Origin of the sequence: Mesorhizobium sp. SP-1A (assembly GCF_032460275.1) — a bacterium.
GTDB lineage: Bacteria > Pseudomonadota > Alphaproteobacteria > Rhizobiales > Rhizobiaceae > Mesorhizobium.
Map to the genome: position 1 here is coordinate 540,558 of NZ_JAVXZD010000004.1, position 22,867 is coordinate 563,424.

The 22,867-nt window shown below is 65.4% G+C and carries 24 protein-coding genes; 16 read left to right on the forward strand and 8 right to left on the reverse strand.

Annotated elements, in window-relative coordinates; all coding sequences use genetic code 11:
* Positions 1-32 precede the first annotated feature (32 nt).
* From QU595_RS20975 to QU595_RS20995, 5 genes are read left to right on the forward strand one after another with little or no spacing between them, the layout of a single operon-like run.
* Positions 33-968: a FliM/FliN family flagellar motor switch protein gene (locus tag QU595_RS20975; protein WP_315925490.1), complete on the forward strand. Its 936-nt coding sequence runs from the start codon at positions 33-35 to the stop codon at positions 966-968.
* Between the two features lie 31 nt (positions 969-999).
* Positions 1,000-1,401 (forward strand): flagellar motor switch protein FliN, encoded by a 402-nt coding sequence (fliN, locus tag QU595_RS20980; protein ID WP_315925492.1) that lies wholly within the window; start codon positions 1,000-1,002, stop codon positions 1,399-1,401.
* Positions 1,402-1,444: 43 nt separating this feature from the next.
* The gene (locus QU595_RS20985; protein ID WP_410000533.1) at positions 1,445-2,479 is read left to right on the forward strand and encodes a flagellar motor switch protein FliG; all 1,035 of its coding nucleotides are present in this window, start codon (positions 1,445-1,447) and stop codon (positions 2,477-2,479) included.
* Between the two features lie 19 nt (positions 2,480-2,498).
* The gene (flhB, locus tag QU595_RS20990; RefSeq protein ID WP_315925494.1) at positions 2,499-3,587 is read left to right on the forward strand and encodes a flagellar biosynthesis protein FlhB; all 1,089 of its coding nucleotides are present in this window, start codon (positions 2,499-2,501) and stop codon (positions 3,585-3,587) included.
* Positions 3,584-4,069 carry a hypothetical protein gene (locus tag QU595_RS20995; protein ID WP_315925496.1) on the forward strand — a complete coding sequence of 162 codons (486 nt, stop codon included), beginning with the start codon at positions 3,584-3,586 and terminating at the stop codon, positions 4,067-4,069. The genes flhB and QU595_RS20995 overlap by 4 nt, the downstream gene beginning before the upstream one ends.
* Here QU595_RS20995 and QU595_RS21000 read toward each other — a convergent pair.
* The 3 genes from QU595_RS21000 to QU595_RS21010 form a co-directional block, all read right to left on the reverse strand.
* On the reverse strand, positions 4,017-4,775 hold the full coding sequence (locus QU595_RS21000; RefSeq protein ID WP_315925498.1) for a helix-turn-helix transcriptional regulator: 759 nt from the start codon (positions 4,773-4,775) through the stop codon (positions 4,017-4,019). The genes QU595_RS20995 and QU595_RS21000 overlap by 53 nt on opposite strands.
* Complete coding sequence (locus tag QU595_RS21005) at positions 4,772-5,476, reverse strand: helix-turn-helix transcriptional regulator (protein ID WP_315925500.1); 705 nt, start codon at positions 5,474-5,476, stop codon at positions 4,772-4,774. Before QU595_RS21005 ends, QU595_RS21000 begins: the two co-directional genes overlap by 4 nt.
* A 372-nt stretch (positions 5,477-5,848) precedes the next feature.
* Positions 5,849-6,877, reverse strand: coding sequence for a histone deacetylase family protein (locus QU595_RS21010; protein ID WP_315925502.1), 1,029 nt, complete (start codon positions 6,875-6,877; stop codon positions 5,849-5,851).
* A gap of 202 nt (positions 6,878-7,079) precedes the next feature.
* Here QU595_RS21010 and QU595_RS21015 point away from each other — a divergent pair, with 202 nt between their 5' ends.
* The 5 genes from QU595_RS21015 to QU595_RS21035 all read left to right on the forward strand — a co-directional run bounded on the left by QU595_RS21015 (position 7,080) and on the right by QU595_RS21035 (position 12,231).
* Complete coding sequence (locus QU595_RS21015) at positions 7,080-8,174, forward strand: ABC transporter ATP-binding protein (protein WP_315925504.1); 1,095 nt, start codon at positions 7,080-7,082, stop codon at positions 8,172-8,174.
* On the forward strand, positions 8,174-9,100 hold the full coding sequence (locus tag QU595_RS21020) for an ABC transporter permease (RefSeq protein WP_315925506.1): 927 nt from the start codon (positions 8,174-8,176) through the stop codon (positions 9,098-9,100). Before QU595_RS21015 ends, QU595_RS21020 begins: the two co-directional genes overlap by 1 nt.
* Positions 9,093-9,893, forward strand: coding sequence for an ABC transporter permease (locus QU595_RS21025; protein ID WP_315925507.1), 801 nt, complete (start codon positions 9,093-9,095; stop codon positions 9,891-9,893). Before QU595_RS21020 ends, QU595_RS21025 begins: the two co-directional genes overlap by 8 nt.
* 37 nt (positions 9,894-9,930) lie before the next feature.
* Entirely contained in the window at positions 9,931-10,965 is a 1,035-nt protein-coding gene (locus QU595_RS21030; protein WP_315925509.1) for an extracellular solute-binding protein, read from the forward strand.
* A 93-nt stretch (positions 10,966-11,058) separates the two neighbouring features.
* On the forward strand, positions 11,059-12,231 hold the full coding sequence (locus QU595_RS21035) for a serine hydrolase (protein ID WP_315925511.1): 1,173 nt from the start codon (positions 11,059-11,061) through the stop codon (positions 12,229-12,231).
* A gap of 6 nt (positions 12,232-12,237) precedes the next feature.
* On the opposite strand, the gene QU595_RS21040 is transcribed toward QU595_RS21035, so the two are convergent.
* Positions 12,238-13,137, reverse strand: a complete 900-nt coding sequence (locus tag QU595_RS21040; RefSeq protein ID WP_315925513.1) for a LysR family transcriptional regulator — start codon at positions 13,135-13,137, stop codon at positions 12,238-12,240.
* Between the two features lie 97 nt (positions 13,138-13,234).
* Between QU595_RS21040 and QU595_RS21045 the strand changes: the two genes are divergently transcribed.
* The 5 genes from QU595_RS21045 (at position 13,235) to QU595_RS21065 (ending at position 18,980) form a co-directional block, all read left to right on the forward strand.
* A complete protein-coding gene (locus tag QU595_RS21045; protein WP_315925515.1) occupies positions 13,235-14,431 on the forward strand; it encodes an acyl-CoA dehydrogenase in 1,197 nt (398 codons plus the stop codon).
* A 173-nt stretch (positions 14,432-14,604) separates the two neighbouring features.
* Positions 14,605-14,979, forward strand: a complete 375-nt coding sequence (locus QU595_RS21050) for a YciI family protein (protein WP_315925517.1) — start codon at positions 14,605-14,607, stop codon at positions 14,977-14,979.
* Positions 14,976-16,250: an RNA polymerase sigma factor gene (locus tag QU595_RS21055; RefSeq protein WP_315925519.1), complete on the forward strand. Its 1,275-nt coding sequence runs from the start codon at positions 14,976-14,978 to the stop codon at positions 16,248-16,250. The genes QU595_RS21050 and QU595_RS21055 overlap by 4 nt, the downstream gene beginning before the upstream one ends.
* A 181-nt stretch (positions 16,251-16,431) precedes the next feature.
* Positions 16,432-17,946 carry an aldehyde dehydrogenase family protein gene (locus tag QU595_RS21060; RefSeq protein WP_315925521.1) on the forward strand — a complete coding sequence of 505 codons (1,515 nt, stop codon included), beginning with the start codon at positions 16,432-16,434 and terminating at the stop codon, positions 17,944-17,946.
* Between the two features lie 122 nt (positions 17,947-18,068).
* A complete protein-coding gene (locus QU595_RS21065) occupies positions 18,069-18,980 on the forward strand; it encodes an SMP-30/gluconolactonase/LRE family protein (protein WP_315925523.1) in 912 nt (303 codons plus the stop codon).
* A 5-nt stretch (positions 18,981-18,985) separates the two neighbouring features.
* On the opposite strand, the gene QU595_RS21070 is transcribed toward QU595_RS21065, so the two are convergent.
* From QU595_RS21070 to QU595_RS21085, 4 genes are all read right to left on the reverse strand, one after another.
* Positions 18,986-19,642, reverse strand: a complete 657-nt coding sequence (locus QU595_RS21070; protein ID WP_315925525.1) for a helix-turn-helix domain-containing protein — start codon at positions 19,640-19,642, stop codon at positions 18,986-18,988.
* 80 nt (positions 19,643-19,722) lie between these two features.
* Positions 19,723-20,079, reverse strand: a complete 357-nt coding sequence (locus QU595_RS21075) for a hypothetical protein (RefSeq protein WP_315925527.1) — start codon at positions 20,077-20,079, stop codon at positions 19,723-19,725.
* Between the two features lie 98 nt (positions 20,080-20,177).
* Positions 20,178-20,804 carry a response regulator FixJ gene (fixJ, locus tag QU595_RS21080; protein WP_315925529.1) on the reverse strand — a complete coding sequence of 209 codons (627 nt, stop codon included), beginning with the start codon at positions 20,802-20,804 and terminating at the stop codon, positions 20,178-20,180.
* On the reverse strand, positions 20,791-22,335 hold the full coding sequence (locus QU595_RS21085; protein WP_315925531.1) for a PAS domain S-box protein: 1,545 nt from the start codon (positions 22,333-22,335) through the stop codon (positions 20,791-20,793). The genes fixJ and QU595_RS21085 overlap by 14 nt, the downstream gene beginning before the upstream one ends.
* 286 nt (positions 22,336-22,621) lie before the next feature.
* On the opposite strand from QU595_RS21085, the gene QU595_RS21090 reads away from it, so the two are divergent.
* Positions 22,622-22,855 (forward strand): hypothetical protein, encoded by a 234-nt coding sequence (locus QU595_RS21090; RefSeq protein WP_315925533.1) that lies wholly within the window; start codon positions 22,622-22,624, stop codon positions 22,853-22,855.
* Positions 22,856-22,867 lie beyond the last annotated feature (12 nt).

Genomic DNA, 22,867 nt, shown 5'->3' on the forward strand with positions numbered 1-22,867 from the left:
ATGGACCGTCGGAAGGGGAGCCGATCTTGACCATGACCGGTGCAGCAAGCCAGCCGAACGGCCGTTCGCCGCTGATCGAGCGCCTGATCGGCGACAGCGGCGAGACCTCGCTCGTCATCGGGGCGGGCCGGTCCATGGCCGAACGGGCGTTGCCGGCATTGCAGCGCAGGCTGGCCGAAGAACACGGCATGCCGGTGACGGTCGAATTGCGGGCGGTGGAAGTGGACCGCACCAGCGCGGCGCGCGCGAAGGCCGGCGAGAACTTCGCCATGGCCATCATCGCCTCGCCGACGTCCTCGGACGCCCTGACGGTGGTGGTGGACGCGCAGGCGGTTGCGGTGATGGTCTGCGCCATGTTCGGCGGCGATCCGGAGATGCCGACAGCGCCGATCGAACGCGATTTTTCGCCGGTCGAGATCGATGTCGCAACGCTCCTCATCGAAGAAATCGCCCAGGTCCTGAACGGGTCGGGCAAGCGTTCGCTCGAACTGCGGCTGCCTTTGGCGCGGACGCTGTCGGGTGCCGAGGCGCGGCGGCGCGTGCTTCGCGACGGCGCATCGGTCCGCATCGATTTCGGCATCTCGACCCGTGCCGATACCGGCACGGTCACGGTGATGGTGCCGCAACGGGTGCTGATCGCACTGCGCAGCGGTCCGGCGGGCAATGAAGCCGATGCGCCGACCGGTGCCGACTGGCGCGCCCGCTTCTCCGAGGAAGTCATGCGCTCGACCGTCCGGCTGGAGGCGACCATGCCGCTGGCCCGGCTGACGCTGGGCGCGCTCACCGACCTGAAGCCCGGGCAGGTCATCGAGATCGAGGAGACGGCGCGGTCGCGCGCGCTGCTGATGGCGCGGGACAAGGCGCTGTTCGTCTGCGAGTTCGGCAAGCTCGGACAGAACTACACGGTGCGCATCGACCGCGCCCACGACGACGGGCAGGATGTGATCGAAGGACTGCTGCCGGGATGATACCGCGCGGAAGGATTGCTGGAGACGACGCATGAGCGACAACGAAACCACGCCGGAAGAAGCCGCGCCCGCCACGCAGGCGCCGGAAGAACAGCTCGATCGCGCCATCGAGGAACTGCGCGGGGTGCTGAAGGACGAGGAGCGGCGCGTGGACGCCGACGCCCGCAGCATGAAGTCCGGCAATCCGGGCGTGATCATGAACATTCCCGTCGACGTCCAGATCGTGCTGGGCAGCGCCGAGATGCCGGTTTCGGAACTGATGGCGCTCGAAAAGGGCTCCACGGTCGCGCTGGACCGCCGCATCGGCGAGCCGGTCGACGTGGTCGTCAACGGGCGCCGCATCGCCCGCGGCGAGATCACGGTGATGGAGAACGATCCCTCGCGCTTCGGCATCCGGCTGACCGAGATCATCGCGCAGGCGAAGAGCGCCTGAGCATGGGGGCGGTCCGTTCATTCCCGCGGCGGAGGACGACGACGTGATCACGCAACTGGCGCTGACGCGCCCGCAGAAGGCGGCCGCCATTCTGGTGGCGATGGGCAAGCCCTCGGCGAGCCGGCTGCTCAAGTTCTTCAAGCAGGAGGAACTGAAGGCGCTGATCGAAGCGGCGCGCCTGCTGCGGACCATTCCCCAGGCGGACCTAGAGCGCATCGTCGCCGAGTTCGAGGCCGAATTCACCGAAGGCGCCGGCCTGCTCGATTCCGCCGACAAGATCGACACGATCCTCAACGAGTCGCTCTCGCCGGAGGAGGTCGACGCCATCATGAAGGGCAAGCAGCCGGCACCGCCGCCGCCCGGGCCCGGGCCGATCTGGCCGGATCTGGAGCGGCTGGAGCCGGAGCGGCTGGGAAGCTTCCTCACCGGCGAGCATCCCCAGACGTCGGCGATGATCCTGTCGAAGCTGGCGGCGCCGGCAACCGCCAGAGTGCTGCTCACGCTGGACAAGCCGCTGCGCAGCGAAATCCTGAAACGCATGGTCACGCTGGGCGACATACCCGAGAAGGCCGCCGAGATCGTCGAGGGCCAGTTGCGCAGCCGGGTGCTGTCCGAGAAATCGAGCAAGGACACCTCCGCCGGCCAGATGCGGGTGGCCGACGTGCTGAACGAGATGGACAAGTCCCAGCTCGACGAAACCATGCGCGATCTCGAGGCGGCGGGCACGCCGGACCTGGACGGCGTGAAGGCGCGCATCTTCAATTTCGAGGATCTCCCCCTGCTTCCGCAGAAGGCGCGCGTGCTGGTCTTCGACGGCATCGCGACCGACATCGTCACGCTGGCCCTGCGCGGCGCGACCCCCGCGATCACGGAAGCGGTGCTGTCGGCCATCGGCGCGCGCGCCCGGCGCATGATCGAATCCGAGCTGGACCAGGGCAGCGAGGGCGTCCTGCCCGCCGATATCCTGCAGGCGCGCAAATCGGTGGTTTCGACCACGATCCGGCTGTCTCGCGAAGGGCTGTTCGAGCTGCCTTCGGCGCAGGGCGGCGATGCCGCGCCGAACGCCGACGCGGCCTGACTGAGCGGGATACCGGAGCTTGTCCGATACCGCCGACAAGGATTCCAAAACAGAAGAAGCGACCGAGAAGAAGGTCCGCGACACCATCGAAAAGGGCAAGCTGCCCCATTCGAAGGAGGCCGCGATCTTCGCGTCCTTCGTGTCGATCCTGGTCTTCATCCTGTTCTACGCCAAGGATGCGTTTTCCGGCCTCGCCATGTTCCTGGCCGTATTCATGGAAAAGCCGGAAGCCTGGCCGATGGACACGGCCGCCGACGTCATCACCCTCTACCGGGTGGTGATGATGGAGATCGGCCGCGCGCTCGTCAGCCTGCTGGTCCTGCTCATGGTCGCCGGCATCGGCGCTTCGGTGCTGCAGAACCTGCCGCAATTCGTGGGCGAGCGGATCCGGCCGCAGGCCTCGCGCATCTCGATCGCCCAGGGCTGGAAGCGGCTGTTCGGCGCACAGGGCCTGGTCGAGTTCCTGAAGTCGCTTGCGAAGCTCGGCTTCGTCGTCGTGGTGCTGGTCATCACGCTTTCGGAAGACCACCGCAAGCTGCTGGCCGGAATGATCACGAATCCGCTGGAGTTCGGGCTGGTCATCCGTTCCATCCTCGTCGACATCCTGATGGTCATCGTCTTCGTCATGGGCGCCATCGCAGCGGCGGACCTGGTCTGGTCGCGCGTGCGCTGGCGCTGGGACATGCGCATGAGCAAGCAGGAGGTGAAGGACGAACTCAAGCAGTCGGAGGGCGACCCGATCGTGAAGTCGCGCATCCGTTCGGTCGCGCGCGACCGCGCCCGCCGGCGCATGATGACGGCGGTGCCCCGCGCCACGCTGGTCATCGCCAACCCGACGCATTTTTCCATCGCGCTGAAATATGTGCGCGAGGAGGATTCGGCGCCGGTCGTGCTGGCCAAGGGACAGGACCTTGTGGCACTCAGAATCCGCGAGATCGCGCAGGAACATGGCATCCCGGTCTTCGAGGACGTGGCGCTCGCCCGCTCCATGTACAAGCAAGTTTCGGTTGATAGCGTGATCCCGTCGCAATTCTACCAGGCGGTCGCCGAACTGGTGCGGATCGTCTATTCCGACAAGACCGGCCACAAACACAAGCAGGTGACATGAACCGACAGCCTTACGCATATTCCCGCGAGGTCATCGTCGCCCGCGCCATCGAGCCGGTGGTGCTGGAATTGCGGCTGATCGACGTCGCCGACTACATCGCCTTCATCCGGCTCGAGCATTTCGCCTGCCTGGCCGATCTGGTCGATTCGGCGTCGGAACTTTTCTTCCTGCCCGGCACGCTGAAGCTCGGCCATGGCGGCGAGGCGCATGTGGACTGGAGCGGAAGCCCGCGCATCGTGCTCGACCTCGAACTGAGGCCGCACGGCATCACCGTGTATTTCCAGCTGACGTTGACGGAAAACGATGCCGGCGTGGTGCTGAACTACGTGTCGTTCGAGAAGCCGGACGAAGACCCGGCCCGCAACACGGCTGCGTTGGAAAAGGGGCTGGAAGCGGCGCGGCTGCGCGGCCCGGAGATGGCGTCCCTGCCTATTCGATCAGACCCAGGCGCAACGCCTTGGCAACCGCCTGCGTGCGGCTGACGGCATTGAGTTTCTGGGCGGTCTGGGTGAGGTACTGGTTGGCGGTGTGCACCGAAAGCCGCAACTGCCGCGCGATCTCCTCGCTCGTATAACCGTTGGCGGTGAGTTTGAGGCATTCGAGCTCCCGCTTGGATATGGCGCGCATGCGCTGGTCGTCGCCAGGCCGGATGCGGACCACCGCGCCGAACAGCGAAAAGCAGCGGGCGTGGACATCGCACAGCAGGTCGTCGGTCAGCACGGCCTTCGGCGAGAAGAAGATCATCAGGCCGCACTGGTTGCGGTCGGCGAGGACAGGGAAGGCGATCCCCGATGTGGCAGGCGCAAGCGGCGCGACCCGCCGCGCCCAGGTGAGGTCGTCGAACGCCGCTGCGAGGCCTTCTTCGTCGGCCCAGAAGCACGGCTGGGTCGAGATGCGCGCATGGCGCGCCACCTCCTCGGCATTGGCGCCCGAAAGCATGCGGGTCACGCCGCCGAGGCCCGGACAATCGGAATCGAAGCACGGCACCAGCCGCGCGCGCTCCGGAGACGGCCCGAGGAAATACAGGCCGAAGGTTTCCGCGCCGATATCCATGGCGATCCTGCGGCAGCGGCGCGCGGCGTCCTGGATGCCCGTGAGTTGAAGCCCGGCGCCGAAGGGGTCCTCGGCGGCCGCGTCGCTTTCGATCGGAAAGGCCTGCGCGGCCTTCAGATTGCCGGCGTGTCTCAAATGATCCCGCTCCTGACAGCCGTCGCTATGGCCATTGCCCGGTTGGAGGCGGACAATTTCTGCATGGCGTGGGTGATGTAACTGTTGATGGTGTTGGCCGAGACCCCGAGGATGACGGCGATCTCTTCGGTGGTCTTGCCTTCCGAAACCCAGAACAGGCACTCGCGTTCGCGTTCGGAAAGCGGATCCTGCATGTCGTTGCCGGCCAGGATCTGCGGCGTTCGCGACAGCACGTAGCAGGTCTTCAGTTGCGCCCTGGTCAGCGCGGAATGATCGATCTTGCCCTTCTGCGTCGCGGAGAACAGCATGAACAGACGCTGGCGGCCGACATCCAGCCTGAGGGAGTAGATTTCGGTGTGGCCGAGCACGTCGAGGAGCTTCGCTTCCTCCCCGTCGATCCCGGCCAGCGCGGGTGCCTCGGACGCGACGATGGCCATGGGCCGGTGGCCGGGCGCCGCGGTGAACGGGCTCTGGGCCAGGGTCGCCAGGAGGCGCGTGCCGACGAGCTCGATCGCGTCGAAGATCCAGTTGGAAGCCAGGATCCTTGCATCGCTTCGCGCGCCCGAATGGGTGACGGAAACGAGCATGTAGTTGTCCGCGCCGATGCCATCGGCAAGCTGCATGAGGAAGGCGGTGAGATCGCCGCGCGAGGCCACGCGTCTTTCCGGCGTGTCGGACGAATGATGCGCGGCAAGAGCCATTTTCTTCTTTCGCGGATCGGAATCGATACCCGTGCCCGGCGCTGGCATGACCAGCGGCCGAGCGCGAATACGCGCCATGTTCACGTAGGACCACTCACACAGGCACAGTGACGTGCCGACTGGACGAATCCGTCGGGGGAAACGCGAAACTATCCGCGTCTTGCACCGGAAAACTCCGGAACATCAGACTGTTAGTGGTTCGCCCCGCCCCGGGAAACGACTGATTCGGGTTTAATCTACCCCCAGAAGAATCCGACCGCAAACGCGAATTGACAAAATTTTAATCAATGGACTCGAGCTGTTGCGACTCAGGGCGCGAGGGCCTGAAAAACGGGCCGGCCGGCAGCTTCCGCCGCCGGTCCGGCTTTGAATCTATTCGTCGAATCCGGTCAGCACGCCGACGGCGTTGACGCCGATCTCCTCGACCGCGTAGCCGCCTTCCATGACGAACAGGGTGGGCAGGCCGAGCTTCCTGATGCGCCGGCCGATCTTCGGATAGTCGTCGCTCCTGAGCTTGAACCGGCTGATCGGGTCCTTCTCGAAAGTGTCGACGCCGAGCGAGACCACGACCACGTCCGGCGCATAGGCTTCCAGCTTCTTGCAGGCATCTTCCAGCGAAGCGTTCCATTGCTCCCAGGTGGTGCCGAAGGGCATGGGATAGTTGACGTTGAAACCTTCGCCCGCGCCCGCGCCGCGCTCGTCGGCATGGCCAAGGAAGAACGGATATTCCACCATCGGGTCGCCATGCAGGTTCAGCACCTGCACGTCGGAGCGGGAATAGAAGATCTGCTGGGTGCCGTTGCCGTGATGGTAGTCGACATCGAGGATCGAGACGCGCCTGGCGCCCTCGTCGAGGTACCATTGTGCCACGACGGCGGCGTTGTTGATGTAGCAATAGCCGCCCATGAAGGCATCGCCGGCATGGTGGCCGGGCGGGCGGCACAGGGCGAAGGCGGTGTTCTCGCCGGCCTTGACGAGTGCGGCCGCCGTCAATGCCACGTCATAGGACGACTTGATGGCGTCCCAGGTGCCTTTCACGAAAGGGGCGCCGGCATCGAAGGAGTAGAACCCCAGCAACGCGTCGAGGCTTTTCGGGCGCGCGTCGCCGCGCAGGCCGCGTGTCGGCCAGGTGAAGGGCAGGGCCGAGCCGGACCGCCCGGCAGCCTCCCAGGCCGGCCACACGGTCGGCAGGAAGTCTATATAGTCCGCGCGGTGGACGCGCTTTGCGGCGGCCAGATCGTGAATCTGCGGCGGCAGTATCGGCCCGAGCTTCTCGCTCTCGACCCGCGCGCGGATGATCTCCGCGCGCGACGGCTTCTCGAAACCGGGCATGATCTCCCCGTTGTTGAGTTCCATGGTGCCGGCGTGACCGGCGTGCAGCGGCGAAAAAACGGTCTTCATCGTTCCCCTGTCGTTCGTTGCCGGATCCGTTTGCGGATGTCTCCGCTTTCAGCCTAGCCGCGCCGCATCACGTTCCACAAGAGCCGCCTGCGGGTCAATGTTAACGCGAAGGACGTGTTCTGGCAGTTGCCAAGCCTCGCGCCATGTGCTGACAATTGGCCGGACCCGACACAAGAGCGGGCGATCGATAGCGGGGGATTGCGTGCCGGATCAGCCGGGTAGGAATGCGATCGAGGTCCGAGGCGTCCGAAAGGTGTTCGGGACGGGCGAAGCGCAGGTCGCGGCGCTGGATACGGTTTCAGTTTCCATTCGCGAAAACGAGTTCTTCACGCTTCTGGGGCCGTCGGGCTGCGGCAAGACCACCCTGCTGCGGCTGATCGCGGGGTTCGATTTCCCCAGCGCCGGCGAGATTCTGCTCTACGGGCAGGACATCGCGCCGCTGCCGCCCTTCAAGCGGCCGGTCAACACGGTGTTTCAGTCCTACGCATTGTTCCCGCACATGACGGTGGCGCAGAACATCGCCTTCGGCCTGGAGATGCTCGGCAAGCCGAAGGAAGAGGTCAAGGCGCGCGTCTCGGAGATGCTGCGGCTGGTGCGCATGGAGGCGCTGAAGGACCGCCGCACCAGCCAGATCTCCGGCGGCCAGCAGCAGCGCGTGGCGCTGGCGCGGGCGCTTGCGCCGCAGCCGAAAGTGCTGCTGCTCGACGAGCCGCTGTCGGCGCTGGACTACAAGCTGCGCAAGGAAATGCAGATCGAGCTGAAGCGGCTGCAGCATCAGACCGGCATCACCTTCATCTTCGTCACCCACGACCAGGAAGAGGCGCTGACCATGTCCGACCGCATCGCGGTGATGTCGGCCGGCAAGATCCTGCAGGTCGGCAGCCCGCGCGACATCTACGACAAGCCGGCCGAGCGCTTCGTGGCCGACTTCATCGGCGAGACCAATTTCCTGACGGCCGCGATCGACGGCATGGCGAACGGCAAGGCCCGCGCCACGCTGAAATCCGGCCCCACCATCACGGCCACGTTGGCGGAAGGTTTTCAGCCGAAGGCGGAGGCGACGGTCGTCATACGGCCCGAGCACGCCCGGCTGGTGAGGGACGCCGCCGACCTCTCCGGTACGGTGGAGACGGTCGTCTATTTCGGCACCGACACACACATCCACGTAAAGCTCGACGGCGGAGAAACGTTCATCGTGCGCCAGCAGAACGCGCGCGGCGCCGGCATCGATTGCCAGCGCGGCGAGCGGATCGGCATCGTCATCGGCGAGGACGCCGCGCAGGTGCTGAGAGACTGATGGCGAGCGCGCAGCAAATCGCCAGGGCGGCGGAAAAGCGCGACATACGCGACCGCTGGCTGCTTTCGGCCCCGGCGCTGCTGATCATCTTCTTCGCGGCGATAGGCCCGCTCTTCGTCATGCTGGCCTATTCCTTCATGGCCAAGGGCGACTATGGCGACGTGAAGTTCGGCCAGTTCTCGCTGGACGGCTGGTTCTCCGTCTTCTTCCAGCGCGACATATTCGACGACACGATCTCGCTGGCCGACGCCAACCTCACCATCATCTGGCGCTCCGTGCGCCTTTCGCTCCTGACCACGGTCGTCACGTTCCTTCTCGGCTTTCCGACGGCCTATTTCATCGCCACGCGCCCGGCGGAGAAGCGAGAGGTCTGGCTTTTCCTGGTGACGATCCCGTTCTGGACGAACCTGCTCATCCGCACCTTCGCGATGCAGGAGGTTATCCGCAACGAAGGCATCATCAACACCACGCTGCTTGCGCTGGGCGTGATCCAGCGGCCGGTCCAGATCATGTTCACCGATACGGCGATCCTGTTCGGCATGGTCTATGTCTATCTGCCGCTGATGGTGCTGCCGCTCTATGCTTCGATGGAAAAGCTGGATTTCCGGTTGGTGGAAGCCGGTTACGACCTCTATGCCGGCCGGCTCCAGGTGCTGAGGCGCATCATCGTGCCGCTGGTGATGCCGGGCGTCGTGGCGGGATCGATCCTTGTCTTCATCCCGTCGCTCGGCGCCTATGTGACGCCGCGCGTGCTGGGCGGCGGCAAGAACATGATGCTCGGCAACCTGATCGAACTTCAGTTCGGGCAGGGGCGCAACTGGCCGCTGGGCGCAGCGATCTCGATCACGCTGATGGTGGTCGTCATGACGGCGCTGCTCGTCTATGTGCGCAGCACGACAAGATCGGGAACGGACCAGAATGGCTAGGCGCTTCGACATCCGCGCGCAGCCCGGCTTCGCGACCATCGCCCTGATCACCTTCTTCCTGCTCTATCTGCCGATCGCGACGCTGGTCGCCTATGCCTTCAACGCCGGCAATTCCATCGCCGTGTGGGAAGGCGTGTCGCTGCGCTGGTTCATCTCCGCGGCGCAGAACGACGTCGTGCAGGAGGCGGCGACGCGCTCGCTCGTCATCGCCACGGTCGCGGCGACGATATCCACCATCGCGGCCACCATGGCCGCCCTGGCGACGACCCGCACGCGGCCGTACCGCGGGCTCACCTTCAAATACGCCTTCATCAACCAGCCGCTGATGGTGCCGGAGGTGGTGACCGCCGTGGCCCTGCTGATCGTGTTCTCGCGCATCAAGGTGTGGACCGGCTATTCGGGACTGGGATACCTGCTCGCCGCGCACACGGCCTTCTGCATTCCCTTCGCCTACCTGCCGATCCGGGCGCGTCTGGAAGGCATGGACCTGACGCTGGAACGGGCGGCGGCCGATCTCTACGCCACGCCGTGGATGATGTTCCGCCGCATCACCCTGCCATTGCTCCGGCCGGGCATCATCGCCGGCTTCATGCTGGCCTTCGTCATCTCGCTGGACGACGTGGTGATCACCGAATTCGTCAAGTCGGGCGGGCAGGAGACGCTGCCGACCTACATGCTCGGCCAGCTTCGGCGCATCGTCACGCCCGAGATCAACGCCATCGCCACCGTTTTCCTGGCCCTTTCGGTGGCCATCGTCACGGCCTTCTTCTTCCTGAACCGGAAGCAAGCGTAACCAGAACAATGCAACGCCAGACAATGGGAGACGAATAATGAGACGGGCATTGACAGCTTTGGCAACGGCCGCGGCCATTGCCGTTTCGGCCGGGGCAGCCTGGGCGGACGGCCAGCTCAACATCTACAATTGGGGCAACTACACCAGCCCGGACCTGATCAAGAAGTTCGAGAAGCAATACAACGTCAAGGTCACGGTCACCGACTACGATTCCAACGACACCGCGCTCGCCAAGGTGCGCGCCGGCGGCCACGGGTTCGATATCGTCGTGCCGTCCGCCAACTACGTCCAGATCTGGGTCAAGGAGGGGCTGATCGCCGAGGCGCGTCCGGACCAGATGGAGAATTTCAAGAATGTGGACGAGCGCTGGGTGAACGTGCCGTGGGATCCGGGCCGGCACTACACCGTGCCGTGGCAGTGGGGCCTCACCGGCATCATCGTGGACACCTCCCTCTACAAGGGCGACATCAACACCTCGTCGATCTTCCTCGATCCGCCACAGGAATTGGTCGGCAAGATCAATGTCGCGCCGGAAATGAACGACGTGCTGTTCACGACGATCAAATATTTCGGCGGGAAGTGGTGCACGGACGATCGCGCGCTGCTGAAGAAGGTGCGCGACAAGCTGGTCGAGGCGAAGCCGAAATGGATCGCCATGGACTACGGCACGATCGAGAAGTTCGCCAGCCGCGACTACGGCGCCGCGTTCTACTGGAACGGTGCCGCGCTGCGCTCGCGCGAGCAGAACCCGGATGTGCGCTTCGGCTATCCGAAAGAGGGCTTTCCCTATTTCATGGACAGCGTGGCGCTGCTCAAGGACGCCAAGAATCCCGAAAACGCCAAGCTGTTCATGAATTTCATCATGGACCCGCAGAACGCGGCGCTGATCTCCGGCTTTGCGAAATACGCCAATGGCATCAAGGGCTCCGAGCAATATATGCCCGCGGACATGAAGGGCGCACCGGAACTGATCGTGCCCGAACAGTACCAGAAGGCCGGCGAATTCCTTGAAACCTGCCCGCCGGAAGTGCACGATCTCTACACCAAGATCTGGACCGAACTGCAGAAATAGGCGCTGCCGGCGCTCGACGGCCTGGCAGGACCTGCCGGGCCGCCGGGCACGAGGCCGCCGCGGCCGGGAGCGAATTTCAGGAAGGACGAACACATGAAGGGCCCGACCGCGTTCGAGCAGAAATTCGGCTTTCCGCGCAATGAGGTCACGCTGGCCAATTGGCGGACCAGCCCGTTCAACCGCTGGGCATTCCAGAATGTCGGCGAACTGGTGCCGAGTGCCGGTATCGAGGCGTCTCCGGCCTCGACGGAGACGCCCGTGCAGGACTTCGGAGCGCTGCTCGGCGAAAATGTCTCCGTCGCGGGCAAGCCAGAAACCGTTCTGGACTTCCTGAAGCGTTCGGACACCGACGCCCTGGCGGCGATGAAGGGCGGACGTTTCGTCGGCGACTGGTTCGCTCCCCATATGGAGTTCGGCGCGCGGCATCTCATCTTTTCCATCAGCAAGTCGCTGACGGCGATCATGGCCGGCATCGCCGAAGGCGAGGGGCTGCTCGACCCGGATGCACCGGTGACCGACTACATTCCCGAGGCGGCCGGCTCTGCCTATGGCGACGCCACGGTGCGGCATGTGCTCGACATGACCGTCGCCCTCGATTTCGAGGAGGCTTATCTCGACCCCGACAGCGCCTTCGCGCGCTACCGCAAGGCGACGCTGTGGAACCCCGGCGGCGGCGAGCAGAGCCTTTCGGCCTTCCTCATGACCCTGCCGAAGCTGGACGAGCCGCATGGCGAGATCTTCCGCTACCGTTCGCCGAATTCGGACCTGCTCGGCCTTCTGGTGGAACGCTCCACCGGTCGCCGCTTCGCCGAACTGGTGAGCGAGAAGCTCTGGATGCCGATCGGCGCGACGGGTGAGGGCGCGATCACCGTCGACATGGAAGGCTCGCCGCGCACGGCCGGCGGCGTCTCGGTCACGCCGCGCGATCTGGCTCGCGTCGGCGAGATGATGCGCCAAGGCGGCATGGCGAACGGCCGCCGCGTGGTGCCCGAGGCATGGGTCCGCGACACCGTCACCGGCGGAAGCAGCGCAGCCTGGCAGCGTGGCTCCATGGCCTTCCTGTTCCCGCAGGGTCGCTATCGCAACAAATGGTACCAGGACGGCCATGGCGCTTTCTGCGGCATCGGCATTCACGGACAATGGCTCTATGTGGATCCGGCGCGCGAGACGGTCATCGTCAAGATGTCGTCGCAGCCCGTGCCGGTGGACGATCCGCTCGATCTGGAGATCGTCGCCTTCCTCGGGCAGCTGAGCCGCATGGTCTGAGCCGCGTCAACCCTGCGCCGAGGCTGCCTTGGCGAGCAGCCATTCCCGGAAGCTGACGACGGGCGGGTGCAGCCGCTTTTCATAGGGCACCACGAGATAATAGGCGCTGCGGCTGCGCATCGGGCCGCCGGGCGCCAGCACCAGTTGGCTCCTCTGCAACTCGCCGGCGATGAGGAACAGCGGCAGCAGGGCGACGCCGAGCCCGGCAAGGCAAGCCTGCGCCACGGTCGAGAACTGCTCGAACTGCATGCCGGGACCGGCGGGCGTGCTCAGCCCCTGGTTCCCGAACCATTCCGCCCAGGCGCCCGGACGCGAAGCCATGTGCAGCAGCGGCTGCCGGCTCAGGTCGGCGGGCGTGGCAATGGTGCGGTTCGCGATGAAGTCGGGGGCGGCCACCGGCGCGACCTCCTCGTTCATCAAAAGGGTGCAATCCGCGCCCGGCCAGTCCGGCTGGCCGACATGGATCGCGGCGTCGAGCCTTTCCCGCGCGAAATCGAAGCGGCCGATGCGCGTAGCGAAGTTGATGGTGATGTCGGGGTGCTTTTCGACGAAATCCGGCACCTGCGGGATGAGCCAGCGTGTCCCGAAGGTCGGGGGGATCGCGAGGTTGAGCGTGCCGGCATGTCGATTGCTCATCAATTGCACCGCCGCATCGCGCAGTTGTGCAAGCGCGGCGCGTACCGTTTCGGCATAGGCCTCGCCCTCGGCGGTCAGTTCGACATTGCGGCTGTCGCGCCGGAACAGAAGCCGGCCGAGCTGCGCTTCCAATTGCTTGACCTGGCGGCTGATGGCTCCCTGGGTGAGGTCGAGCTCCTGCGCGGCGGCCGTGAAACTGCCCAGCCGCGCGACCGCCTCGAAGGCGGCAAGCGCGCCGGTGGACGGGAGAAGGCGGCGTTGGACATTCATAATCCATTCCTAATCCTCATTGATCGCCGAGGCAATTTCATTTGATTTTTGCCCGGCGGAGGAGGATAAGCCGGCCCATACCCGTGAGGAGATGGATATGGCAGCCGAAAAGAACGCCTTCGTCTGGGACGATCCCTTCCTGCTGGAGGACCAGCTTTCCGAAGACGAGCGCATGATCCGCGACGGTGCGGCGGCGTTTGCCGCCGACAAGCTCGCGCCGCGCATCGAAGACGCCTACATGCAGGAGAAGACCGACCCCGCGATCTTCCGCGAGATGGGCGAGGCGGGGCTTTTGGGCGTCACGGTGCCGGAAGAATATGGCGGCCTCGGCGCCAACTACGTCACCTATGGCCTGATCGCGCGCGAGGTGGAGCGCATCGACAGCGGCTATCGCTCGATGATGAGCGTCCAGTCCTCGCTGGTGATGTACCCGATCCACGCCTACGGCTCGGAGGAGCAGCGCCGGAAATACCTGCCCAAGCTCGCTTCCGGCGAATGGATCGGCTGCTTCGGCCTGACCGAGCCGGACGCCGGCTCCGATCCGGGCGGCATGAAGACGCGCGCGGAGAAGACGGCGGGCGGCTATCGCCTCAACGGCTCCAAGATGTGGATATCCAACGCGCCGATCGCGGACGTGTTCGTGGTATGGGCCAAGCTGAAGGGCGAGGACGGCAAGGACGTGATCCGCGGTTTTGTGCTCGAAAAGGGCATGAAGGGGCTGTCGGCGCCCAAGATCGACGGCAAGCTCAGCCTGCGCGCCTCGATCACCGGCGAAATCGTGCTGGAGAATGTCGAGGTCGGCGAAGAGGCCCTGCTGCCGAACGCTCGCGGTCTCGGCGGTCCGTTCGGTTGCCTGAACCGAGCCCGCTACGGCATCTCCTGGGGCGCGATGGGCGCGGCGGAGGATTGCTGGCACCGCGCCCGCCAGTACGGGCTCGACCGCAAGCAGTTCGGCAAGCCGCTGGCCGGCACGCAGCTTTTCCAGAAGAAGCTGGCCGACATGCAGACCGAGATCGCGCTCGGCCTGCAGGGCTCGCTCCGCGTCGGCCGCCTGATGGACGAGGGCAGGATGGCCCCCGAGATGATCTCCATCGTTAAGCGCAACAATTGCGGCAAGGCGCTGGACATCGCCCGCATGGCGCGGGACATGCACGGCGGCAACGGCATCCAGATCGGCTACCACGTCATGCGCCACGCGCAGAACCTGGAGACGGTCAACACCTATGAGGGTACGCATGACGTGCATGCGCTGATCCTCGGCCGCGCCCAGACCGGATTGCAGGCGTTTTTCTGACCCCTTCGGTCCCGGGCCGCTGCCGAGCGCCGGGATCGATGCCGGACTGCCGCCGCCCGTATGGAGCGGCGGGCGGGTGCCGGTTTGCGGAGAAACCGGGAAGATTTTTTGTCGACGCGCTGTCGGGTTCGGCCTAACTGTTTCGTCCTTTGATCGAAACAGAAGGACGTCCCATGCTCTACGCCATTCTCTGCTACGCTTCCGAGGACGTGGTCTGTTCCTGGAGCAAGGAACAGGACGACGCCGTCATGGCGAAACTCGCCACCGTACAGGAGAAATACGCCAGGGCCGGCAAGCTTGGGCCGGTGGCCCGTCTCCTGCCGACGACGGCGGCCACCACGCTGCGCAAGGTCAAGGGCGAGGCGGTCGTGTTCGACGGGCCTTTCGCGGAGACCAAGGAGCAGTTCCTCGGCTTCTACACCGTCGATTGCGACAATCTGGACGAGGCGGTCAATTTCGCGCGCGAGCTTTCGGAGGTGAATCCCAGCGGCGGCTCCTACGAAATCCGGCCGATCGGCGTCCTCAACCGGGTAGCGGCCACGATATGAACGACGTCGCCTGGATCAACTCCGCCATGGCCGCCGCCCGCCCGCAGGCGGTGGCGGCACTGCTGCGCTATTTCCGCGATCTCGACATGGCGGAGGAGGCGTTCCAGGAAGCGTGCCTGCGTGCCCTGAAGGCCTGGCCGAAGAACGGGCCGCCGCGCGACCCGGCCGCCTGGCTGATCTTCGTCGGGCGCAACAGCGGCATCGACCAGGTGCGCAAGCAAGCCCGGCATGCGCCGATGCCGGAAGAGGACAAGGTCTCCGATCTCGATGACGTGGAGACCGACGTCGTCGAGCGGCTGGACGGCGCGCACTACCGCGACGACATCTTGCGGCTTTTGTTCATCTGCTGCCACCCCGACCTGCCGCAGACGCAGCAGATCGCGCTGGCGCTGCGCATCGTTTCCGGCTTGTCGGTAAAGCAGATCGCGCGCGCCTTCCTGGTCGGCGAAAGCGCGATGGAGCAGCGTATCACCCGCGCCAAGGCGCGCATTTCCGATGGCGGCGTGCCGTTCGAAGCGCCGGGCGCGGTGGAGCGGTCGGAGCGGCTGGCCGCCGTGGCGGCGATGATCTACCTCGTCTTCAACGAAGGCTATTCGGCAGCCGGAAGCGAGGCGGCTGCCCGTGCGCCGCTGGCCGAGGAGGCGATACGGCTGTCGCGGCTGTTGCTCAGGCTGTTTCCGGCCGAGCCCGAGATCATGGGGCTGACGGCGCTGATGCTGCTCCAGCACGCGCGCGCGCCGGCCCGCTTCGACGCGAATGGCGAGATCGTGCTTCTGGACGACCAGGACCGGACGCTGTGGAGCCGCAAGCTGATCGACGAAGGGCTGGCGCTGGTCGACAAGGCGCTGCGCCACCGCAAGCCGGGACCCTACCAGGTGCAGGCGGCCATTGCCGCGCTTCATGCCCGCGCGGGCCGCGCCGAGGACACCGACTGGCAGGAGATCGACCTCCTCTACGGGCTTCTGGAACAGATGCAGCCCTCGCCGGTGGTGACGCTCAACCGGGCGGTTGCGGTGGCCAAGCTCAAGGGGCCGGCCGCGGCACTTGCCATGATCGAGCCGCTCGAGGAGCGCCTGTCCGGTTACTTCCACTTCCACGGCGTCAAGGGCGGCCTGCTCATGGAACTGAGGCGGGACGCGGAAGCGCGCGTCGCCTTCGATCAGGCGATCTCGCTTGCCAATACGGCGGCGGAGGCAGCCCATATCCGCATGCATATCGACCGCCTGATGCAGGAAAGCGGCCGGCCGGGCAACGGCAGCAAGGCCGGTTGATATTCGCCGGCATCGATCCCTAAATGTGGGGCGAGGCTCCTGCCCGCGCCTTTTGCACCATGCAAGGAACCATGTCGGACTGGCGGAGCCGTTTCGAAACGGGTAATGCCAAGCCAGATGGATGCGCTTGCGATCCCGGTCGCGCGCGCAGGCGGTCGAACCGATCCGAAAGGTAAAAACGATGACGATTGCGAACGAAACGGCGGCGCTGCTTGAGAAAATGGGCGTGCCGAACAGCGTGCTAGCCGGCGGCGATCTCGCCGTGCACAGCCCTGTCACCGGCGAGAAGATCGCCGCCTTGAAGCAGGTTTCGCCGGCCGACGCGGCCAGGGCGATCGAGGAGGCGGATGCGGCCTTCCGCAAATGGCGGCTGGTGCCGGGCCCGAAGCGCGGCGAACTGGTGCGGCTGCTCGGCGAGGAACTGCGCGCGTACAAGGAAGAACTCGGCCGCCTGGTCTCGATCGAGGTCGGCAAGATCCCCTCCGAGGGCCTCGGCGAAGTGCAGGAGATGATCGACATCTGCGACTTCGCGGTCGGTCTTTCGCGGCAACTCTACGGCCTCACCATCGCCACCGAGCGCCCCGGCCACCGCATGATGGAAACCTGGCACCCGCTCGGCGTCGTCGGCGTCATCTCGGCTTTCAACTTCCCTGTGGCCGTGTGGTCGTGGAATGCGGCGCTGGCGCTGGTCTGCGGCGACTCGGTGGTGTGGAAGCCTTCCGAAAAGACGCCGCTCACCGCACTAGCCTGCGAAGCGATCTTCAAGCGTGCCGCAAAGCGCTTCGGCGCCGATGCGCCCGAGGGCCTGCTCAAGGTGCTGATCGGCGACCGCGCCGTCGGCGAGGTGCTGGTCGACCACGCAAAGGTGCCGCTGGTTTCGGCCACCGGCTCGACCCGGATGGGCCGCGAGGTCGGTCCGCGCCTTGCCAAGCGGTTTGCGCGTGCAGTGCTTGAACTCGGCGGCAACAATGCCGGCATCGTCTGCCCCTCGGCCGATCTCGACATGGCGCTGCGCGCCATCGCCTTCGGCGCGATGGGCACCGCCGGCCAGCGCTGCACCACGCTGCGGCGCCTGTTCGTGCATGAAAGCGTCTATGACAAGATCGTGCCGCGCCTGAAGAGGGCCTATGAAAGCGTTTCGGTCGGCAATCCGCTGGAGACCAGCGCACTGGTCGGGCCGCTGATCGACCAGGCCGCCTTCGATCACATGCAGAAGGCGCTCGAACAGGCCAGGGCCAATGGCGGCAAGGTGACCGGCGGCAGCCGTCTGGAGAACGGCCACGCGGACGCCTATTACGTCCATCCGGCGCTGGTCGAGATGCCCAAGCAGGTCGCTCCGGTGACGGAGGAGACCTTCGCGCCGATCCTCTATGTGATGAAATATTCCGATTTCGACGAGGCGCTTGCCCAGCACAATGCGGTGGGAGCGGGCCTGTCGTCATCCATCTTCACCCGCGACCTTCAGGAATCGGAACGCTTCCTCGGCGCGGACGGCTCGGATTGCGGCATCGCCAACGTCAATATCGGCACCTCGGGCGCGGAAATCGGCGGCGCGTTCGGCGGCGAGAAGGAGACCGGCGGCGGTCGCGAGAGCGGATCGGACGCCTGGAAAGCCTATATGCGCCGCGCCACCAACACGGTGAACTATTCCAATGCCTTGCCGCTCGCCCAAGGGGTGTCCTTCGACATCGACTAGAGGTAGCGACAAGTTTGCGAGGGAGCGCGGTCCGGGGAATTCTCGGGCCGCGCTCTTGCTTTTTGGCGACCGCATGTTCTTGTCTGATAATATGATCCGTCTACTGGCCGGGGAGGAAGACCATGCCTGCGGAGGACTACGAAATCCTCGATCCGCGCTTTGCGCGGCTGTTCAACGGTTCGGCCCATGTGGAGAAGCTCTACACCGGCTGCCGCTGGGCGGAAGGTCCTGCATGGTTCCCGGCCGGACGCTATGTGGTCTGGTCGGACATCCCCAACAACCGCATGCTGCGTTACGACGAGACCGACGGCAGCGTCAGCGTGTTCCGCCAGCCATGCGGCAATTCCAACGGCAACACGGTGGACCGGCTGGGCAGGCTGGTCAGTTGCGAGCATCAGGGCCGCCGCGTCAGCCGCACCGAACACGACGGCTCGATCGTCACGATCGCCGACCGTTGGCAGGGCAAGCGGCTGAATTCGCCCAACGACGTGGTGGTGAAGTCGGACGGCTCGATCTGGTTCACCGACCCCGCCTACGGCATCGAAACCGATTATGAGGGCGACAAGGCCGAGAGCGAGATCGGCGCCTGCTACGTCTATCGCGTCGATCCGAACGGCTCGATAGAGGCGGTCATCACCGACATGGTGCGGCCGAACGGGCTGGCCTTCTCGCTCGACGAGAAGCAACTCTACGTCGTCGATACGGGCCGCACGCATGGCCCGGAACACCCCGCGCATATGCGGGTCTTCGACGTCAGCGAAAGCGGCAGGGTTTCGGGTGGCCGCCTGTTCGCCGACTGCACCGCGGGCCTGTTCGACGGCTTCCGGCTGGACGATGCGGGGCGCATCTGGACCAGCGCTGAAGACGGCATCCATTGCTACGATCCGGACGGCACGCTGATCGGCAAGGTCAAGGTGCCGGAGGTCGTTGCCAATTGCGTGTTCGGCGGCGCCAAGCTCAACGTGCTCTATATCTGCGGCACCACTTCGCTCTATGGCGTGCGGCTGATGGTGAACGGCGCCAGGACTTTCTGACGGATTCAGGTCAGAAGGTCGTCAAGCGCGCGGCGCTTTACGATCTGGACGCTGCGCAGGCCCGGCAGGCGGATGACGCCGTCGCGCTTGAGCCGGGTGAAGGCCCGCGAAACCGTCTCTATGGTCAGGCCCAGATAATCGGCGATGTCGTTGCGCGACATCGGCAGTTCCACATGCCTGAGGTCGCCCTGGCGCTCCGCCATGTCGGCCAGGAAGGCCGCGACGCGTTCAAGCGCGTTCTGACGCCCGAGCACCAGAAGGTGTTCCTGTGCCCGCACCAGGGTTTTCAGCGCCAGCGGCAGAAGCCGGTTTTCGGCGTTTCGGCCCGAAGGCGCCGCATGCACGGCCCGGATGCCGCTGGCGCAGATGGCTTCGGCAAAGAAATGGTGGTTGGCGTCGGCCTCGAAGCCGAACGTCTCGCCGGCGAGATGGAAAGCCGAGATCTGGCGGCGGCCGTCGGCCAGCAAGCGATAGACACGCACGGCGCCGAATTCGATCTCGTAGAGACAGGTGCATTTCTCGCCTTGGGCGTAAATCTCGGTGCCGGCCGTGAACAGCGTGGGCGGGCTCCTGAACGGTTCGGAGCGCGAGGAGCCTGTTTCGATGTGCGTATGCGCGTCGTGGCCGTCGAAGAGAGCGTGGGTAGACTCCAGGAGAGTCATGATTGCCTCCGCAAGATCGTTTCGCCGAGACATCGCGCAAATGCCCGGATTCGGAAATTCGGAGATGTCCCTACGGGAAACTACGTATGGCCAGGCTCAGCCATGGCGCGACGGACGGCCTCGGTCAGCGGCGCGCCCAGGAAGGGCTTCGTCAGCTCGGAAATGTGGGGCAGGTCGGGCACCCTGCGGACCCTGTCCATCAGCAGGATGACGGGCTTTCCGAAGCGCAGCGCTTCCTCGCCCAGCATCTGCCAGTCGGCGATGGCGCCGTCGTCAAGCACCGCGCAGCGGGCAAAGCCAGCCCTTTGCGAGGCGAAGGCGGCATCGACATTCTCGTAGGATTCGACCGCGAAGCCGTCCGTCTCCAGCGCAAACTCCAGCGAATGCCGGAAATCCGCATCGGGGGCGACGACGAGTATCAACGCGGCTTGGGTCAACGAGGCATCTCCGGAAGATCCGCCATCGGATCGAACAGGCCAGTGTCACCTTGCCGCAGGAAACGAGTGGCGCATTGCGCCAAATCAAGTCGCCGCGCTCACGCGTCCGCGAGATCGGCGGCAAGCGCCATGCGCACGAGTTCCGGCAGGCTGCGGGCCTGCATCTTGGCCATCACATTGGCGCGATGGACCTCGACCGTACGCGGGCTGATGTCGAGATCGAAGGCGATGGTCTTGTTGGGCATGCCCGCCACCACGGCGGACAACACCTGCCGCTCACGTTCGGTGAGCTGGGAATGCCGCGCGCGGATGTCTGCGGCATCGTCGGCCTTCTCCGGCGCCTCGCAAATATGCCCCGCCGCGCGCCGGATCGCCTCGATCAGGACGTCTTCCTGGAACGGCTTTTCGATGAAGTCGAGCGCGCCGGCCTTCATGGCGGCCACCGCCATCGGCACGTCGCCGTGGCCGGTGATCACGACCGCGGGCATCATCGCGCCGGCGGCGCGCAGCTTCTCCAGCAGCTCCACGCCGGTCATGTCGGGCATCCGCAGGTCCGTCACCAGGCAGGCCCGGCCGAAACCGGGCGCGGTGGCGAGTTCCAGAAAGCCTGTCGCCGAATCGTGGGCACGCACGGCAAAGCCCGCCATGACCAGAAGGAAGGCCAGAGACTTGCGGACGGGCTCCTCGTCGTCGACGATGTGCACGACATAGTCACCGCTCTGCATGCGTCACCTCTTTCCTGTCGGGGTCAGCGTTAGCAGAAGGCGCGGTCGGAAGGGTGAAGCGGAAGGTCGCACCTCCGTCCGCGTTGCGGCTGGCGATCAGTTCGCCGCCATGGGCCTCCAATATGCGCTTGGAGATCGACAGGCCGATGCCCATGCCGCCGCGCTTGCTGGTCACGAAGGGCTGGAACAGCCTTGCTTCGATCTCTTCGGAGATGCCGGGGCCGGTGTCGGAAACCTCCACCGATATCCTGCCGCTCGGCTCGACGGCGGTGCGCACCCGAAGCTCCCGGCGCTCGCTGTCGCGCATGGCTTCCATGGCGTTGCGCATGAGATTGATGAGCACCTGCTGGATCTGCACCCGGTCGGCCATGACCAGTTCGGTGCCGGGGGCGAGGTCGAACACCGAGCGGATGCCGAGTTCCCGGGATCCCATCAGCGCCAGCGCGCCGGCTTCCTCGACCAGCTTGCGGACGTCCTGCGGCGCTTTTTCGGTCTCGCCGCGGGTGACGAATTCGCGCAGATGCCGGATGATCTCGCCGGCGCGCAGCGATTGGCGCGCGGTTTCCTCCAGCGCTTCGCGCATTCGGGCCGCGAGCGTATCGTCCATCTGGGCCAGCAGCCGCACGCAGCCCTGCGTGTAGTTCGCGATGGTGGCGAGCGGCTGGTTCAATTCGTGCGCAAGCGTCGACGCCATTTCGCCCAGTTCGTTGATACGGGCGAGGCGTGCCAGTTCCGTCTGCACCTCCTGCAGGCGCGCGGCCGATTCCTCGCGCTCGGTGAGGTCGCGGATGAAGCCGGCGAAGAAGGTTTTCCCGCCGGTCTTGATCTCGCCGACGGCCAGCTTCATGGGAAAGGTCGAACCGTCCTTGCGCTGGCCGACCACCACCCGGTCTATGCCGATGATGCGCTTCTCGCCGGTCGAGAGGTAGCGGTTGATATAGTCGTCGTGCTCGGTGCGGTAGGGCTCCGGCATCAGCACATTGACGTTTCTGCCAAGCACTTCCGCTTCCGAATAGCCGAACTGGCGGATGGCCGCCTTGTTGAAGGAGGTGATCGCACCGTGCGCGTCGATCACCACCGTGGCATCGGGAGTAGTGTCGAACAGGGTGCGCAGATGGGCTTCACGCGCCTTCAGCGTGGCCTGCGCCTTGTCTATGGCGCGGCTGGCGCGGTGCAGCATCCCGCCCATCCAGATGATGAACAGGCCCGTTATCACGTAGACCGCCAGTTCGATGACGTTCTGCAGCAGGTCGCCGCGAAGGCTGCTGAAATAGGCGACACCGGGCAAAGACAGCACGAGGGCCGCAAGAGCCGGACCGGTGCCGCCGGCTATCGCGGACAGAAGGATGGCCGGCACGAAAAGGATAAGCAGCGCGCGTTCGCCCAATGCCTCGTGCAGGCCGAGACGTATCAGGAAAGCGATGGCGACCGTGACGGTGGCCAGCACGTAGCCGGAGGGCCCCTCGAAGCGGCGGGAGAACACTGCCTGGAGAAGGCGGCCTTTCTTACCGGGTATGTCTCTGGCAGGCATGATGGCGGCCGCGGGTCGTGCGCGTTCCGTCGCGACGGAACGCCGGGAATTGCTTGTCGGCGGAGGCATAACAGACGCTTCCGGCCGCGCAAAGCGTCTTCAACCGGCCGACGCCCAGGGTGCGGCGCGGCGAACCGTCGCCGTGCGATGGCGCGCCGAACGCGAGAAATCGCGTGGGCAGACGGTTCCGTGCTTCATTGTTCTTCGACAACATCGGCATGGGGATATGGAGTAGAGTGAAGGAATCCGTGCAGGGAGGCGATCAGATATCATGGGCAGGAACGCGATGGCTTCACAGACGGCGACCGGAGACAAGGTGGCGGGCAACGGCAAATGGGAAGAACGCGTCGAGGCGATCGCGCGGGCTGCCTACGACCGTTGCCACCCCGGCGACACGTTCGAAAACCTGAAACGACGGTCGGCGTTTTCGCGCGAGGATCTCGGTCTGCTGGACGACTGGCTCGCCTATGCCCGGCTGCAGGCAAAACAGCAGGCAGGCAAAGGCGGCGCGCGAAGCTGATCCCTGCGTGGC